Source organism: Cedecea sp. P7760 (assembly GCF_013386425.1).
GTDB lineage: Bacteria > Pseudomonadota > Gammaproteobacteria > Enterobacterales > Enterobacteriaceae > Cedecea > Cedecea selenatireducens.
In genome coordinates, this window is the sequence record NZ_JACARU010000010.1 from 48,472 (window position 1) to 65,151 (window position 16,680).

The 16,680-nt window shown below is 53.5% G+C and carries 15 protein-coding genes; 6 read left to right on the forward strand and 9 right to left on the reverse strand.

Features of this window, described 5'->3' with window-relative positions; all coding sequences use genetic code 11:
• Positions 1 to 16: 16 nt before the first annotated feature.
• The 4 genes from pqiA to rmf all read left to right on the forward strand — a co-directional run bounded on the left by pqiA (position 17) and on the right by rmf (position 3,905).
• The gene (gene pqiA, locus HX778_RS04055) at positions 17 to 1,285 is read left to right on the forward strand and encodes a membrane integrity-associated transporter subunit PqiA (RefSeq protein WP_038473957.1); all 1,269 of its coding nucleotides are present in this window, start codon (positions 17 to 19) and stop codon (positions 1,283 to 1,285) included.
• A complete protein-coding gene (gene pqiB / locus HX778_RS04060) occupies positions 1,275 to 2,915 on the forward strand; it encodes an intermembrane transport protein PqiB (RefSeq protein ID WP_038473954.1) in 1,641 nt (546 codons plus the stop codon). Before pqiA ends, pqiB begins: the two co-directional genes overlap by 11 nt.
• Positions 2,912 to 3,478 (forward strand): membrane integrity-associated transporter subunit PqiC, encoded by a 567-nt coding sequence (gene pqiC, locus HX778_RS04065; protein ID WP_176981341.1) that lies wholly within the window; start codon positions 2,912 to 2,914, stop codon positions 3,476 to 3,478. Before pqiB ends, pqiC begins: the two co-directional genes overlap by 4 nt.
• 259 nt (positions 3,479 to 3,737) lie before the next feature.
• Positions 3,738 to 3,905, forward strand: coding sequence for a ribosome modulation factor (gene rmf, locus HX778_RS04070; protein WP_008461244.1), 168 nt, complete (start codon positions 3,738 to 3,740; stop codon positions 3,903 to 3,905).
• A 71-nt stretch (positions 3,906 to 3,976) separates the two neighbouring features.
• On the opposite strand, the gene HX778_RS04075 is transcribed toward rmf, so the two are convergent.
• From HX778_RS04075 to HX778_RS04095, 5 genes are all read right to left on the reverse strand, one after another.
• Complete coding sequence (locus HX778_RS04075; protein ID WP_176981342.1) at positions 3,977 to 5,047, reverse strand: ABC transporter ATP-binding protein; 1,071 nt, start codon at positions 5,045 to 5,047, stop codon at positions 3,977 to 3,979.
• On the reverse strand, positions 5,040 to 6,809 hold the full coding sequence (locus HX778_RS04080; protein WP_176981343.1) for an iron ABC transporter permease: 1,770 nt from the start codon (positions 6,807 to 6,809) through the stop codon (positions 5,040 to 5,042). The genes HX778_RS04075 and HX778_RS04080 overlap by 8 nt, the downstream gene beginning before the upstream one ends.
• A gap of 88 nt (positions 6,810 to 6,897) precedes the next feature.
• Positions 6,898 to 7,986, reverse strand: a complete 1,089-nt coding sequence (locus tag HX778_RS04085; protein ID WP_176981344.1) for an ABC transporter substrate-binding protein — start codon at positions 7,984 to 7,986, stop codon at positions 6,898 to 6,900.
• 231 nt (positions 7,987 to 8,217) lie between these two features.
• Entirely contained in the window at positions 8,218 to 8,736 is a 519-nt protein-coding gene (gene fabA / locus HX778_RS04090; protein WP_016535664.1) for a bifunctional 3-hydroxydecanoyl-ACP dehydratase/trans-2-decenoyl-ACP isomerase, read from the reverse strand.
• Positions 8,737 to 8,804: 68 nt separating this feature from the next.
• On the reverse strand, positions 8,805 to 10,559 hold the full coding sequence (locus tag HX778_RS04095; protein ID WP_176981345.1) for a Lon protease family protein: 1,755 nt from the start codon (positions 10,557 to 10,559) through the stop codon (positions 8,805 to 8,807).
• Positions 10,560 to 10,735: 176 nt separating this feature from the next.
• Between HX778_RS04095 and matP the strand changes: the two genes are divergently transcribed.
• Positions 10,736 to 11,188: a macrodomain Ter protein MatP gene (gene matP / locus HX778_RS04100; protein ID WP_038473939.1), complete on the forward strand. Its 453-nt coding sequence runs from the start codon at positions 10,736 to 10,738 to the stop codon at positions 11,186 to 11,188.
• Positions 11,189 to 11,281: 93 nt separating this feature from the next.
• On the opposite strand, the gene ompA is transcribed toward matP, so the two are convergent.
• A complete protein-coding gene (gene ompA, locus HX778_RS04105) occupies positions 11,282 to 12,358 on the reverse strand; it encodes a porin OmpA (RefSeq protein WP_038473936.1) in 1,077 nt (358 codons plus the stop codon).
• 357 nt (positions 12,359 to 12,715) lie between these two features.
• Entirely contained in the window at positions 12,716 to 13,225 is a 510-nt protein-coding gene (sulA, locus tag HX778_RS04110; RefSeq protein WP_038473934.1) for an SOS-induced cell division inhibitor SulA, read from the reverse strand.
• A 217-nt stretch (positions 13,226 to 13,442) separates the two neighbouring features.
• On the opposite strand from sulA, the gene HX778_RS04115 reads away from it, so the two are divergent.
• Positions 13,443 to 14,072: a TfoX/Sxy family DNA transformation protein gene (locus tag HX778_RS04115; RefSeq protein WP_176981346.1), complete on the forward strand. Its 630-nt coding sequence runs from the start codon at positions 13,443 to 13,445 to the stop codon at positions 14,070 to 14,072.
• On the opposite strand, the gene yccS is transcribed toward HX778_RS04115, so the two are convergent.
• Entirely contained in the window at positions 14,057 to 16,198 is a 2,142-nt protein-coding gene (gene yccS / locus HX778_RS04120; RefSeq protein ID WP_176981347.1) for a YccS family putative transporter, read from the reverse strand. The genes HX778_RS04115 and yccS overlap by 16 nt on opposite strands.
• A 9-nt stretch (positions 16,199 to 16,207) precedes the next feature.
• Positions 16,208 to 16,654 (reverse strand): YccF domain-containing protein, encoded by a 447-nt coding sequence (locus HX778_RS04125; RefSeq protein ID WP_038473925.1) that lies wholly within the window; start codon positions 16,652 to 16,654, stop codon positions 16,208 to 16,210.
• Between the last annotated feature and the right edge of the window lie 26 nt (positions 16,655 to 16,680).

A 16,680-nucleotide genomic window follows, 5' to 3' on the forward strand; every position in this document is an offset into this window, starting at 1 on the left:
TCTAAGGAGAGTTACGATGTGTGCCACACACCACCATCGCTCGCATATTTTGTGTCGACAATGTGATTTGCTGGTGGCATTGCCGGAGCTGCAGGATGGCCACAAAGCCTCCTGCCCGCGCTGTGGCACACCGTTGGTCACGCAGTGGTATTTACCGCGCCAGCGGCCGACGGCTTACGCTTTGGCGGGGCTGTTTATGCTGCTGCTGGCCAACCTGTTTCCTTTCATCAATATGAAGGTGGCCGGGATCAGCAGCGAAGTCACGCTGATGCAAATCCCCGGCGTGATGTTTTCTGAGGATTACGCCAGCCTCGGCACCTTCTTTCTGCTTTTTGTCCAGGCGGTGCCGGCCTTCTGCCTGATAACCATCCTGCTGTTAGTCAACCAGGCGAAGCTACCTTTCGGGCTTAAACGCTGGCTGGCGCGAGTCCTGTTCCAGCTGAAAAGCTGGGGCATGGCGGAAATCTTCCTCGCCGGCGTGCTGGTCAGCTTCGTTAAGCTTATGGCCTATGGCGATATTGGCGTGGGCAGCAGTTTTATACCCTGGTGCCTGTTCTGTATTTTGCAGCTTAGGGCCTTCCAGTGCGTCGACAGACGCTGGCTTTGGGACGATATTGCGCCCATGCCGCCGGTGCATCAGCCGCTAAAAGTTGGCGTATCGGGTATCAAGCAGGGGCTGCGTTCCTGCTCCTGCTGTACGGCAATTGTTGAGGCTGACACGCTGGTTTGCCCGCGCTGTGGGACACACGGTCACGTACGCCGCAGACACAGCCTGCAATGGACGCTGGCGCTGCTGATCACTTCTATCATGCTCTACCTGCCAGCAAACATTATGCCGATCATGGTCACCGAGATGCTGGGCAGCAAATATCCCTCCACGATTTTAGCCGGGGTGATCCTGCTCTGGAGCGAGGGATCTTATCCGGTGGCGATGGTGATTTTCATCGCCAGTATTATGGTGCCGACGCTGAAAATGATCGCCATTGCCTGGCTGTGCTGGGATGCAAAAGGGCACGGCAGGCGTGACAGCGAACGTATGCATCTGATTTATGAAGTTGTCGAATTTGTTGGCCGCTGGTCGATGATCGACGTGTTCGTGATTGCCGTCCTTTCTGCGCTGGTGCGTATGGGCGGGTTGATGAATATCTACCCGGCTATGGGAGCATTAATGTTTGCTTTTGTGGTTATTTTGACGATGTTTGCAGCGATGACCTTTGACCCTCGCTTGTCCTGGGATCGAGCAGACGATGTAACTGATGAGGAGTCTTCCGAGCATGGAAAATAAGAGCGGCGAGGCGAAAGTACAGAAGGTAAAAAACTGGTCGCCGGTTTGGATCTTTCCCATCGTAACGGCGCTGATTGGCGCCTGGATCCTGTTTTACCACTACAGCCATCAGGGGCCGGAAGTGACCCTGATTACCGCCAATGCTGAAGGCATTGAAGGCGGAAAAACCACCATTAAAAGCCGCAGCGTGGACGTGGGCATCGTCGAGAGCGCGCAGCTTACCGACGATTTACACCACGTGGAAATTAAGGCCCGGCTCAATTCCGGCATGGAAAAGCTGCTGCATAAAGATTCCGTCTTCTGGGTGGTAAAACCGCAGGTTGGGCGGGAAGGGATTTCCGGACTTGGGACGCTGCTGTCTGGCGCCTACATTGAGCTCCAGCCGGGTACCAAAGGCGAGCAGCCGGAAAACTATGCTTTGCTGGATGCGCCACCGCTTGCGCCGCCGGACGCCAAAGGTATTCGCATCACGCTCGACAGCAAAAAAGCAGGTCAGCTCACCCCGGGAGACCCGGTGTTGTTCCGCGGCTATCGCGTGGGCTCGGTGGAAACCAGCACCTTTGATACCAATAAACGTGCTATCAGCTACCAGCTGTTTATCGCCGCGCCGAACGACAGGTTGATTACCAGCAACGTTCGCTTCTGGAAAGACAGCGGCATTGCCGTGGATATGTCTTCCCAGGGCATGCGTGTTGAAATGGGCTCGCTGACCACGCTGTTTAGCGGCGGCGTGAGCTTCGACGTGCCTGACGGGTGGGAGTGGGGCAAGCCGGTTGAGTCCGGCACCGACTTCCAGCTGTTTGACGATCAGAAAAGCATTCAGGATTCGCTGTTTACCGATCATATCGACTACCTGATGTTCTTCAAAGATTCTATTCGCGGCCTGCAGCCGGGCGCGCCGGTAGAGTTCCGGGGCATTCGTCTGGGTACCGTCGCTCAGGTGCCGTTCTTCAACGAGAGCATGCGTCAGAAGCTGAACGACGATTTCCGTATTCCGGTGCTGATCCGTATTGAGCCGGAACGCCTGAAAAATATGGTAGGGAATGAGGCGGATATTCCATCGAATATGAAGGCGCTGATTCAGCGCGGGCTGCGTGCCTCGATGAAAACCGGCAATCTGATTACCGGGGCGCTGTATATCGATCTCGATTTCTATCCGAATGAGAAAACGGTGACAGAAATTCCGAGCATCAGCGGTTATCCGGTGATCCCAACCATGAGCGGCGGCCTGGCGCAAATTCAGCAGAAGCTGCTGGAAACGCTGAATAAGATCAACAATCTGCCGATTTCGCCGATGCTGGAACAGGCGACGAACACGCTGGGTGAAAGTCAGAAAACCATGCGTCATCTGCAACAGACGCTGGATAACCTGAATAAGATAACCGCCAGCCAGTCGATGCAGCAGCTGCCGGAAGATATGCAGAAAACGCTTCGCGAGCTGAACCGCAGCATGCAGGGCTTCCAGCCTGGCTCCGCGGCCTACAACAAGATGGTGGCGGATATGCAGCGTCTTGATCAGGTGCTGCGTGAGCTGCAGCCGGTATTGCGCACGCTGAACGACAAGAGCAATTCGCTGATATTTGAAGCGAAGGATAAAAAGGATCCGCAGCCGAAGAGGGCACAACCATGAAAAAGTGGCTCACGCTAGCCGCCGTATTGACGCTGTCTGCCTGTAGCGGCAGCGATAACGGCAAGACGTACTATCAGCTGCCGCAAAGCTCACAGCCTGTTATGCAGGCCGTGAGCCAGCCTGGAAGCCACTTACTGTGGGTCGATCAGATTACGGTCCCTGATTTCCTGGCGGGCACCGGGGTGGTTTACCAGACGACCGATGTGCAGTACGTCATTGCAACCAGTAATCTGTGGGCCAGCCCGCTGGACCAGCAGCTACGTAATACGCTGGTGAGTAACCTCAGCAGCGCGCTGCCGGGCTGGGTTGTTGCTTCCCAGCCTTTAGGTAACGATCAGGAAGCGCTAAGCGTGAACGTGACCGGCTTCCACGGCCGCTACGACGGCAAGGTAATTGTCAGCGGAGAGTGGCTGCTGAAGCGCCAGGGCGAGATAATCAAACGTCCGTTCCATATCGAACTGAAGCAGCAGGATGATGGCTACGATGCGATGGTGAAAACCCTGGCTCAGGGCTGGCAGCAGGAAGCGAAGAGTATCGCTTCGGAGCTCACACGCCTTAATTAATAGGTAAAATGATTGGTACAAAAAAGCTGCGATTTTCACCGTCGGGTGGTCGCAGCTTTTCTTTTTTTGTGAACCGGTTAGCCGCAGGATAGCCTGACTTTTTGCCGAAAAGATAACCAGAATAGCGCAGGAATATGACATTGGCGTGAATTTTGCGCATTGACGCTCTTCGGATTTCGCGTTATTGCTTATCCGTGGTTGCACATTTTGTAATCACTGTTTTCTTTTCCACCAGACAATGTAATGAGGGAAACGAGGCATGAAGAGACAAAAACGAGATCGCCTGGAACGGGCACATCAACGTGGTTATCAGGCAGGCATCGCCGGACGCTCAAAAGAGATTTGTCCATATCAGACTCTGAATCAGAGGTCCTACTGGATGGGAGGCTGGCGAGAAGCCATGGAAGACAGGGCGGTTACTGCGTAATCACTGTCTCTTTAGAAAAAGAAACCTCCGCCATGCGGAGGTTTCGCCTTTTTGGACCCTTGTAAAATCAATCAGGGTTTGGGGAAAATCCAGACGTGCTGTTCGGGCAGCTGTAGATGATGAGGTTGAGCGTCACGCATTTCATTGCCGTAGGCGCGGATAACGAAATCATCCCCGGCGGTGCGGAATAAATACTCCCAGCGGTCACCCAAATACATGCTGGTCAATAGCGGCAGCGTCATGCCGTTTTCTCCCGGCTGGTCTGCAATACGCACGCGCTCAACGCGAATCACCGCCGTGGCTTCCTGCCCGGCCACTACGCCGGCGCCTGCTTTGCCCCAGAGCGCCCAGTCGCTGCCTTCGATACGCGCTTTGCCGTCGCGAACCTCGGTCACCTTGCCGTTCAGGCGGTTGTTGCTGCCCATAAACTCGGCGGTAAAGAGCGTTTGCGGCGAGCCATACATTTCCTGCGGCGTACCCTGCTGTTCGATTTTGCCGTTATTCAGCAGCAGGATACGGTCGGAAATTGCCATCGCTTCGTTCTGGTCGTGGGTAACCATCAGCGCTGACAGGCCGAGCTTGATAATCAGTTCACGCAGGAAGACGCGAGCCTCTTCGCGCAGCTTCGCATCCAGGTTGGAAAGCGGCTCATCCAGCAAAATCACCGGTGGGTTATAAACCAGCGCCCGGCCAATCGCCACGCGCTGCTGCTGCCCGCCGGAAAGCTGATAAGGATGGCGCTGGCCGAGGTGACCCAGGCCCAGCTGATCCAAAACCGCCTGCACCCGCTGATTGATTTCCGCCGTCGCCACTTTACGCAGCTTTAGCGGATAGGCGACGTTTTCGAATACCGTTTTGTGTGGCCACAGGGCATAAGACTGGAATACCAGCCCCAGGTTACGTTCCTCCGCCGGGATCTCTTTGCGTGACGCACCGTCGTAAACGTTGCTTTTGCCGATAACAATAGTGCCCTGTGTGGGCTTTTCCAGCCCGGCGACGGCGCGCAGTAGCGTGGTTTTGCCGCTGCCCGAAGGACCAAGCAGCGAGACGACCTCACCGCGTTTGAGATCCATGGAAACGCCTTTCAGCACAGGGTTGTCGCCGTAGGTTAAGTGCAGGTTCTCGACCGATAACTCAATCATGTAATTTCACTCCAAAACGAAGGGCAATGCCGAGCCCTAACACCACGAACAGAATATTGATAAACGAAAGTGCGGCGACGATATCAATGGCGCCCGCTGCCCACAGCGAAACCAGCATTGAGCCGATGGTTTCGGTGCCGGGTGAAAGCAGATAGACGCCGGTGGAATATTCACGCTCGAAGATCAGGAACATCAGCAGCCATGAGCCAATCAGGCCGTAGCGCGACAGCGGTATAGTGACGTGGCGGGTGATTTGCCCTCGGGTTGCCCCGGTGCTGCGAGCGGCCTCCTCCAGCTCCGGCCCAACCTGCAGAAGAGTGGAGGAGATAAGGCGCAGGCCATAGGCCATCCACACGACAGTATAGGCCAGCCAGACGCTGAATATCGTGCTGCGCAGTGAACGCAACCAGACGATGAGATTATCCCGCAGCCACTGGGACCACGGCATGCCGGAAAGCCAGCCGGATTTCAGCGCGTTATCGAGCCACATTGGCAGGAATAAGAACACCCACAGGAAGGCCAGGCCGGCCAGCAGGCCAGGCACTGCACGTGGCACCAGTACGCTGTAGTCGAGGAAGCGGGTGACGTTATCCGGCTTTCTGTGCATGGCGATGCCGATAAACAGGTAGCAGACCACCGCCAGCGCACCGCCGATGACGCCAATCGCCATAGAGTTGACGATGGCTCGCAGCAGGTTGGGCTGTTCCCAGATGGTACGGAAGGTGTTCAGCGACAGTTCATCCCACAGCGAAACGCCCACGCCCCAGTTGGAAATAAAGGCGCGCAGGATGACGCCAATCAGCGGCACGCCGATGGTGACGGTCAGCCAGAAAGCCACGACTGCACCTGCGACCCAACGCCATTTCCCGAGCGGCAAGGCTCGCGCCTGGGAGGCTTTGCCTTTGACGGTCACAAAGCGGTTCGCGGTGCGCATCAGGCGGCGCTGCAGCATCACCAGCGGGATGGTGATACAAATCAGCACCACGGCGACGGCGGCCATCAGGTGATAAGACGGCGTGCCGAGCTTATTGGTGAGCTTGTAGAGGTAAGTTGCCAGCACCATGTTGCCTTCCGGGTCGCCCAGGACGAGCATCAGGCCGAAAACTTCCAGCCCAAGAAAGAACAGCAGCACGGTTGCGTAAAGCATCGCCGGGCGCACCATCGGCAGGCTGACGGCGGTCATGACCTGAAGCGGTGATGCGCCTGCGGTACGGGCCGCTTCTTCCACATCAGACCCTACGCTACGCAGCGCCGAGGAGATGTAGAGATAAGCGTGGGGAACGTGCGTCAGGCCGGCAATCACCACGATGCTCGACATGTCGTAGATATTCCACGGCACGAAGCCGAGCAGCGACTGAGCCCACAGAGAGAAGAAACCGACCGGGCCTGCGGCCACCACGTAGCCGAATCCCAGCACCATAGGAGATACGAAGATAGGCACCAGAATCAGCGGCTCAATGATCCGCCTGCCGGGCAGGTCGGTACGAACCATCAGGAAAGCCAGAATGCCGCCCAGCGGGATGGCAATAATCACCAGGCCAAAAGCCAGAATAAAACCGCTTTTCAGCGCCAGGTAAAAATCAGAGTCGGTGAAAATAAACTCAAAAGATTCGAGGCTCCACTCTTTCGACGGCGAGAAGAACGGGGCCGAGAGAAAACTCTGTATAACGATAAACGACAGCGGAATATAGATAACCAGCGCCGTTATCAGCACCACGATGCCGCGCGGCAGGCTCTGCCACTTTCTGCGTAATGCATCCATGTAACGATCCCTCAGGTCAGTAAGCCTGAATAGCCTAATGTGTTCGGGTTAAGCGAGGCGCAGCCGGATGGTGCGCCTCATCAAAGGATTATTTCGCGGCGGCTTCGCGCCACTGCTTGATGTAGTCCAGACGTTTTTTCTGCTGCAGGTATTCCAGCAGGGTTTCATCAACAGGGATTGGTTTAAGCGCGTTACCGAGCTTCTTAGTCATACCGTCGATGTCGTTGTCACCGTCGATATCATTGCGAATGGACGGAATGTCAGCCTGGTTGGCGAGAATATTTTGCCCTTTCTCTGACAGCACGTAGTCAATCCACAGCTTCGCCGCGTTGCTGTTTTTGGCTTCACTGCTGATAAACGATACGCGTGACAGCACCAGGGTATAGTCCTTCGGATAAGCAATGCCGAGGGAGGTGTCCGTTTTGGCGCGTGCTTCTGCGTAGGAGCCCAGGATGTTGAAACCAATCAGGTTCTCGCCAGAGGAAACGCGCTCCATCATCGTCCCGGTTGAGGACTGGACCGAAAGACCACCTTTCGCCACAGCGGCCAGAGTTTTGAAGTAGTTTGGGTCGGCCTTGTAGTCCTGAACGGAAAGCATAAAGCCAAGACCGGATTTTTCGATATCGTAAGTGGTGACTTTTTTGCTGAATTTATCCGGCTGGCTGGCGATGAGTTTCGCCAGCGCCTCGTGGCTCTCAGGTACTTCGTTGGCCGGGATCAGGCGTTTGTTATAGATAAAAATAACCGGCTCGTAGGTGGTGCCGTACGCCTTGTCTTTCCATACCGCCCACTTAGGCAACTGACCTTGTTCGGGGGATTTGTACTCCTGGGCATAGTCGGTGGCGAGCTTCAGAGCGGTGTCCATCGAAGAGCTCCAGACTACGTCCCCGCTGGTACCGCCTGCGGCCTGCTCGCTGATATAACGGTTATACAGCTCGGTGCTGTTCATGTCGTTATATTCCACCTTGATACCCGGATAAGCGGCCTCAAAGCCTTGAATCAGCGGCGAGGCGGTTTTGGTGTCGGTGGTGGAGTAGAGCACCACTTTGCCTTCTTTGGTCGCGGCATCAATGATTTTCTGATAATCAGCCGGATAGCCCTGCGGCACGGCAGAAAACGCGGAGGTAGAGAACAGCACGGCAGAAGCAAGGAGAGAGACACGTAACTTATTCGACATTATTGTTAACCCCTAGTTACATTTGAGAAACTAAAAATCAACATAACGCATAACGTTTTTCAGGCAAGAGGGTGAGTTTTCTATCTTCGCGATTTGTGATTTCGAACGTTGTTTAAGCAATTAACACCATAAAAACCACGACGGAAATTTAACGATCTGCCTCAACAAAAAACAAAAAGGCACCCAGTGCGAACAATGGATGCCTTAGAGGTAAAGCTTAGTAATGGCGTATTAGAAAGCAGTCGTGTCTTTGAACAGACCCACTTTCATGTCGGTGGCGGTGTAGATCACGCGGCCATCAACCAGCACTTCGCCATCGGCCATGCCCATGATCAGGCGACGGTTGATAACGCGCTTAAAGTGAATGCGGTAGCTGACTTTTTTCGCCGTTGGCAGGATTTGCCCTGCCAGTTTGACTTCACCTACGCCCAGCGCACGGCCTTTACCTTCGCCGCCGAGCCAGCCGAGGTAGAACCCAACCAGCTGCCACATGGCATCCAGGCCCAGGCAGCCAGGCATCACCGGATCGCCAATAAAGTGGCAAGCAAAGAACCACAGGTCAGGGGTGATATCTAATTCTGCTTCAACGTAACCTTTATCGAAGTTACCGCCGTCTTCGGTCATTTTGACCACGCGGTCCATCATCAGCATTGGAGGCGCGGGTAACCGTGGGCCTTCAGCGCCAAACAGTTCGCCACGACCAGAGGCAAGAAGATCTTCTTTCGTATAGGATTCGCGTTTATCTACCATGTCTACAGTAAGCCTTTTTATAATGAAGCACGCAGGTTAGCTAACACGTGTACGCTCAACAAGTCCGATCAGTTGTGGTTGAACCAGTTGAGCCAGCGTAGCGGCCACGGAAAGCGTTGACGAACATCCGGCGCCGAAGCCTGAGCAATACGCTCCTGCACCGCACGCATCAGGGTGTTTTGCCCTTCGCCATCCCACGGGAGATTGGTCAATAACGGCAGGGCATCGGCCACGTCGTCAATAGCCCAAATCGAGAATTTATTTTGCTCGACGGCCTCCAGAACATCTTTATGCAGCGACAGGTGGCGTACGTTCGCCAACGGAATAATTACGCCCTGAGCTCCATTGAACTCACGCTGCTGGCAAATGCGGAAGAACCCTTCGATTTTTTCGTTCAGTCCGCCAACAGGTTGAACGCGGCCAAACTGATCGACCGAGCCGGTTATCGCGATGTGCTGATAAATCGGGACATTGGCGAGGGCGCTTATCAGTGCGCACAGTTCCGCCATCGAGGCGCTATCGCCGTCTACTTCGCTGTAAGACTGCTCAAAAGTGATCGATGCAGAGAACGGGATCTGCTGGTCGAGCTGTAGCTCAGCCATCAGAAATGCCTGCATGATCATCATGCCTTTGGCATGAATGTTACCGCCAAGTTCCGCCTTACGCTCAACGTCGGTGAACTCACCGTCGCCTACGTGAACTACGCAGCTAATGCGCGAAGGTTCACCAAAGGCACGCGGGTGACCCGGGAACTCAATCACCGACAGGGCGTTAATCTGGCCGATCGTTTCACCTTCGGTTTCAATCAGGATCTGCTCCATCAGGATTTCATCCTGCATGCGCTCGGCCAGGAAACCTTCACGCCATTCACGCTGTTCGAGCATCTGCTGGAGCTGTTCGGCGTTGAAGCTGTTTTCTTCGGTAAATGGCGCAACTTCACGCAGCTGGCGTGAAATCCAGGATGGGCACAGCGGTAATGTTTCCTGATCGCCCGTGTAGCGCACCGCTTCGCGAATCAGCGGTTGCCAGGCATCTGCAGCGGGGGCTGGCAGAGACTTCTTTTCGGCAATGGCGTAGATCCACTGGCACCAAAGCGCCATCTCGTCTGCAGAGGCGATTTGCAGATTGTCTTCAAATTCACTGTAGATAGCGGCAGAGGCGAGGTCCATTTCCATTTCCTGGAAATCGGCCAGCGAATCGCGCTCGCCAACCAGCACCAATTTAAAGTCGAGCGCCAGAGAAGGAATTTTGACCGGCAGCGGGCGGGTTTCGTCTGGTGAAATCCAGTCAAAACGGCCCTGGATCATCATCTGCTTAAGGCGCAGCCACAGCAGGGGTTGCGCAAGGACGCTGCGCAGGGACAGCACGAGCACGCCACCGTTGGCACGGTGAATCAGTCCGGGTTCAAGGGTGACCGCGCCAGCAAACTGGCGCACGCAGCCGAACAGCTGCTCTGCTTCAATCCAGTCGGCAGCGACAACTTCTCCGCGGGAAGCGAAATTGTCGTCGGCGTGCTCAGCAGGGCGCAGCGTCACCTGGTTTCCTTCAATGAGGTAATGTCCGCCGGTGAGCACTTCGGCTTCACCGCACGTTTCTTCAACGGCTGCTGCGATAAGGTCCAGGTATTCTTGCTCTTCTGGTGCTTTCACCAGCATCAAATCGACAGAAGAGACGGAAAGGTTGAGTTGCTCAATCCCGTAAAGTAAACGAGGTTGAACCGCAGAAAGAGGGGCAGAGTCGGTATCATAAGGCTGTGCAAAAATTTCCTGATAGCTTTCGGTATCAGGCACAAGGGCACGCCAGTCAAGTCGATTAGTCGTCAAAGTCGCTATATTTTTTAATGAGATGTCAAAGGCGCGATTATACAAGAATCGTCCGGGTAGCACACGGATAAAGCAGTATCACAGTTTTATCCCCCTCACAGCTTTGATTTTCAGTTCAGCGAATGGCGGAAAAACTGTTATTCTGAACTAAGTTACGCGGTCACACTGAGATCACAATGAAATATCAACAGTTGGAAAATCTCGAGAGCGGCTGGAAGTGGAAGTATCTGGTGAAGAAGCATCGCGAAGGAGAGTTAATCACGCGATACATCGAAGCCAGTGCAGCACAAGAGGCTGTGGAGCAGCTCCTGACGCTTGAGAACGTGCCTGTTTTGGTTCAGAGCTGGATCGATCAGCATATGAACCCAGCGCTGCATAACCGCATGAAGCAGACGATTCGTGCCCGGCGTAAAAGACATTTTAACGCCGAGCATCAGCATACCCGTAAGAAATCCATCGATCTTGAATACCTTGTCTGGCAGCGTCTGGCCGCGCTGGCACAGCGCCGGGGCAATACGCTTTCAGAAACCGTTGTTCAACTGATTGAAGACGCGGAACGTAAAGAGAAGGTGGAAAATAAGATGTCGACGCTTAAGCAGGATTTGCAGGCAATGCTAAGCAAAAAGTGACGTCGTGAAGAAAGGGGGGCGATAAAGTTCCCGCGGTATTCCAGCCAATAAAAAACCCCGCCTTGGCGGGGTTTTTGTTCAAGGAAGGGTAACTTATGCCGCAGGCTGAGTTACAACTTCTTTGATACCTTTAACTTCGATCTCAACGCGACGATCTGGAGCCAGGCAGTCGATCAGTTTAGCTTTAGGCGCTACTTTGTCACAGGTGTTGCCTGTAACTGGGTTAGATTTGCCCATGCCACGTGGAGAGATTTTGTTCGCCGGGATACCTTTAGAGATCAGGTAATCAACAACGCTCTGTGCACGTTTTTCAGACAGTTTCAGGTTGTACTGCTCAGAACCGATACGGTCGGTGTAACCCAGAACAACGACGGAACCGTCTTTCGGATCCAGGTTGCTCAGCTGGGTGTACAGCTGATCCAGTGCCTGCTGACCTTCTGGTTTCAGGGTTGCTTTGTTGAAGTTGAACAGAACGTCAGACTTCAGAGTGAAGTGCTTGGTCTGTACTTCTGGCGCTGGAGCCGGAGCTGGCGCTACAACTGGAGCAGCAGCTTCCTGCTGGCCGAAGCGGTAGGAAACACCTACGCTCAGCATGCCGTTGTCTGGACGAGTACCAACGGTCTGTGCATCACCGATGTTGTTAACCCACTGGTATTCCAGACGGGTAGCGATGTCACGGGTAACAGCCCACTCAACACCACCAGCGAATACTGGAGAAACACCGGTGTCGTGGTCTTTCAGACGCTCACCAGCCGCGTTGTTTGCGGTGGAGTCTGCACGCCATACCATGCCGCCCAGACGGGTGTAGATGTCCAGATCGTCAGTGATTGGGTAACCCAGTTTAGCGGTCAGCTGCACGCCCTGAGCTTTGAAAGCACCGTTTTCTGGAGTGCCTTTGTAAGGCATACGGCCCAGCCAGTCATAACCCATTTCGAAACCAACGTACGGGTTAACCTGGTAACCACCGAATGCGCCAGCACCCAGTTGGCTTTCGTGGGTCGGACCACTGCCGATACCACGGTCGTAGCCGTTACCGTAGAAACCGGTGTCGTGGTACTGGGACCAGCCCAGTTTAGCACCAGTATACCAGGTGTTATCTTTCGGTGCGGCCTGCGCTACGGTAGCGAAGCCAGCCAGTGCCACTGCAATCGCGATAGCTGTCTTTTTCATTTTTTGCGCCTCATTATCATCCAAAAGGCCATGAGCTCTAAACCAATTTAAAGCCCAGGGTTAAATCCTTCGCCCGGGTTTACGCTCAATTGTTACTCTACCGATATATCGGTGTTATGAAGAGCAACCCTGGCGAGGTAAAGTCTACAACGTAGTTGAAAAGTTACAAGTGTGAAGTCCGTCAGGCATATGAAAAAAAACGACTTGCATACATATCTTTTTACAAATTGGATGCTTTTTTAAGCAAGTACTTTATCCCTTGAACCCCGTCAAACCGCCATATGGCGGGTATTCTTGAATCATGACAGCGGATTATATGGCATGAGTAAAAAAATCCAGGATTTCTCCTAAATTTACTTAATGATACAAACTAGAATGAATTTTTAGGCCGTTTCGTGGTCTTGGACCGGATGTCATGTTGCTGGTTGGGCGCATAATGAACCCCATCGCACTCCCGGTTTCGGCTGCGATCGTTAGCCGTAAATGTTCTTCATCTGTTAATTCTTCCGTTAACCAGCCGATGACAACGCTGTAATTTCCCGTCTGCAAAGCTTTCACCATCGCGTCTACGGTGCATAAAGGATCTAACTGACTTGCCTGCATCACTTTTGCCAGCGGCAACCCCGCTGCCTGCAGCCATTCACGGCTGAGCTTCTGCTGCGGCGTGAGCCAGAGCTGCCAGCGAGATTGTTGTCCCAACTGCTGTAATAAAGGTAGCAGAATAAACTGCGTAACCCATGGGTTGTCTTCACTGTAGACCATTTCACTGATTAACCCCGGTGCGCTGTTATCAGAGGATGACTGAGCAGGGGAGTGCGCAGCAACTGCAACATGACGAAAGTGAGTTTGAAGGTTATGTGAGTGCATAGTGAGTCCCGCCTAATGGGTTACTGTATGAATATACAGTAATGCCTGTACGAACAAAGATCAACCGAAATTTCGGAAAGTGTCTCGCAATTTCTTCATGCAATACCGCTCCGGATGAAATTGTCGTTGCCATTACCTTTAACCTTACTTATTTTCTGGTGTTAGGAGGGAAAGTAACTACAGTAGCTATTTAACAGTTGATATATAAGGACATATTATGAAGGATGTTACGTTTCTTAGAATTCATAAATCACAGGAATATCTTTCTTCGCTGGGTAAAATTGGTTGTCGGCCGCTATTTGGTGGTTACAGCCTGACTGTCGAAGGGGTCGTCTTTGCTATGGTGGCGAAAGGCGAGCTTTATTTGCGTGCCTGTGAACAGTGTGCAGATTATTTCAGCCAAAAATCGTCATCACCTCTCATGTACAGGAAAAGAGGACTTCCTGTGGCATTAAATTACTATCATGTGGATGAAGAACTCTGGGAGAACCCGGACAAACTTGTCGAGCTTTCCATTCTGGCATTACGAAACGCCCAGCGTGAGAAAACGCAGATAAAGATACGTTCCCGGCGGCTTAAAGATCTCCCTAATCTTTCTTTAAATATAGAAGTCATGCTTTGCGAAGTGGGGATCAAAGATCCGCAAACTCTGCAGCTTTTCGGTGCCAAAAGGTCATGGTTAAAAATACGCAGCACGAGGGCAACTGTGGGTATTAAAGTACTGCTTGCACTCGCGGGAGCCATTCAAGGTGTCCATGAGGCGGTACTCCCTTTAGAGGTTCGAAATGAATTGACGGAGTGGTGGCGCCGCTATGAGCAGCGCCAGCCTTCCTATTCGGAGCACTGAGAGATTTGCTGCTGAAGGCGAGAGATTTCTGGCAGCAGAGCAATCAAAAGTCCGACTTGCTGCAGAACAAGGGGTTCTTTTGTTTCTGCTCGGGCCTCAAGATGTGAGATGCGGGCAGAAAGACCCCCGAGAGCTCTCTGAACGCGTTCTTCATCAACCGGTAGGTGATGAAGAGCATCATCCACATAGCAAACGGCATCATCAAGCAGCATGAGCGTATCACCGTGGCTGAGTTTTTCCCTGTGCGCGCCTAACGCAGAGATGTAGCTATTAAAGGAGTGATTCAGACAGAGCAGGCGGAATGCCGCTTCTCGCATCTCTTTTGATACGTGAGGTTCAGAGGACATATTTGAAACCACTGAAGCCAGCTCGGCATCTTTGTTGTGCGCATCTCGCCGGGCTATACGGTATTCAAGACGATTATCCCGCCCCTGGTGATACTGCTCGAGAATGGCATCGAGATAGCGGCAGTTGGCGTTGAATGCACGTTCAACGACCAGCGATAACCGACGGAATCGCCAGTCTGGCCAAATGAAACTTACCGCGGCCCAGGCTATAGCACAGCCCAGTAACGTATCAAAAACGCGAGGGAGAGCGACTTCGAAACCTTCGCCCAGCAGGTTAAAGCACAGCAGTACCAGCAGCGTAATAAACATGGTGGCATGAGCGTACTGGACGTTGCGGAACGCGAAGAACAGCACGCCGGTAATGACAATCAGTATTAGCTGGCCTTCCAGGGATGGGACCAGCCAGAGTAAAGGCAGGCCAATCGCCACGCCGACTAACGTGCCGATGATACGCAACGCTAAGCGCCGCCGGGTAGCGCTGTAGTTCGGCTGGCAGACAAAGAGGCTGGTCAGCAGTATCCAATATCCGTGCTGCAGGCCAGTAAATTGAATAAAGGCATAGCCAACGCACAACACCAGCGACATGCGCACCGCGTGACGGAAGAGCGCGGACTCCGGCGTGAGGTTCAGCTTTAGCCGCTGCCATATATCATCGAAGCCCGTCAGCCTGTCGTCGGCAAGGCGGTTTTCCGGATCGTTTTGCGGCTCGGCAATGGCCTGTTCAGACTCAATGTTTGCCAGTTGGGCATCAATCGCCCGCAGGTTTGTAATCAGAAATCCCAGCGCTTTTATTTCTGCAGCGGTTGCGTGGCCTGCTCGAATACGATCCAGAGCGGAATCAAGATGGGTAAAAGCGCGCTCAAAACGAGGATCGTGCTGATAAGGGATGCGCAGCAGGATAGAACGCGAGAGTTGCTGGCAGGCCTGAGATTGCATCGTTAGCAGGCGTTGGAAACGGAACATCACATCGCTGTAGCGAAATTTATCGCGCAGAGCCTGGTATTGAATATGGGATGAGCTGGCTCTCTCATGAATATCCTGGGCTACAAAATAATAGTGCAGCGTGCGGCGAGTCCCCCTCTGACCACGGTCCCCGCGAAGGCGCGTCAGCAATGAGCTCTTGGTCTGATTCAGGGTGGTAACCAGCTGACTGTTCGCCATGGCCAGCTGCAGCATCGGGGCCTGGGTTTCATCTTCAATGTCGGGGTCAAACAGCGTCGCTTTAATTTCCAGAAAGCTCGCAAGGCTTTCATAGCAGCGCGCCAGATTGTCCTGTAGCGGGCGAATAGGGAAAATTAAGTGGCCTGCCAGCGTCAGCAGGTTGTACCACACCGCGCCTGCCAGGAGGAACAGCGGCTGCTGATACCAGTGCTCATAGAGGGAAATTCCGAGCATGGTATAAATGGCTATCAGCAGCGCACCAAAGGCAATAGTGGCATAGCGTTGACCCAATCCACCGAGGAGGATAAACCCGCTGGTTGAAACCGTTAAACCTAATGCAAACAGCCATGGCCAGGGGAACAGCAGTTCGACAGATACCGAGGCGATAAAAAAGCTGACCAGGGTTATCAGTAAATTGCGTAACCTTCCGCTTACGCGGTCGTCAAGATCGGCCAGCGCCGCAGCAACAACGCCAAGCGTGAGCGGAATGGTCAGCTTCACTTCACCGAGCCACCACGGCAGCGCCACGGTGCCCGTAAGAGCAATAAATATGCGCAAGTTATAAAGCCAGGCGCTGTTCCAGGTATAACGGCGTACAAGTGGGCTTAGGGTCAGCACGAATGCTCCTTACTGGAAACGGCGACGTGCGTTAGCTTCACGCGCGGCTCGCGCCACTTCAACTGGCACAACACGGCGGCCAACGGGCCATAATGCAATGGCCGCAATCTTGAAATTAGCAATGCCTACCGGGATCCCAATAATCGTGATGCACTGCGCGATCCCTGCCAGAATGTGCATAATGCACAGCCACCAGCCGAAGAAGATCAGCCACAGTATATTCAGCACCGTGCCGCCGGTATTCAGCAGCGCATTTTTACCCTGTGGATTAAGCTCATCGACGTGAACGGCTTCGTTTCCGTAAGGCACAAAGGAAAGCTTGGTGATTTCCCAGCAGGAACGGGTCAGCGGCAGGGTGAAAATCAGCACAATGCTGACCAACGTGGCAAATAACCATGAAAGGGTGGTCAAAAAACCCCCCAGCACGAAGTTCAGAACATTTAATACGGTACGCATAGTGACGCTTCCCTGGCAGAAAATAA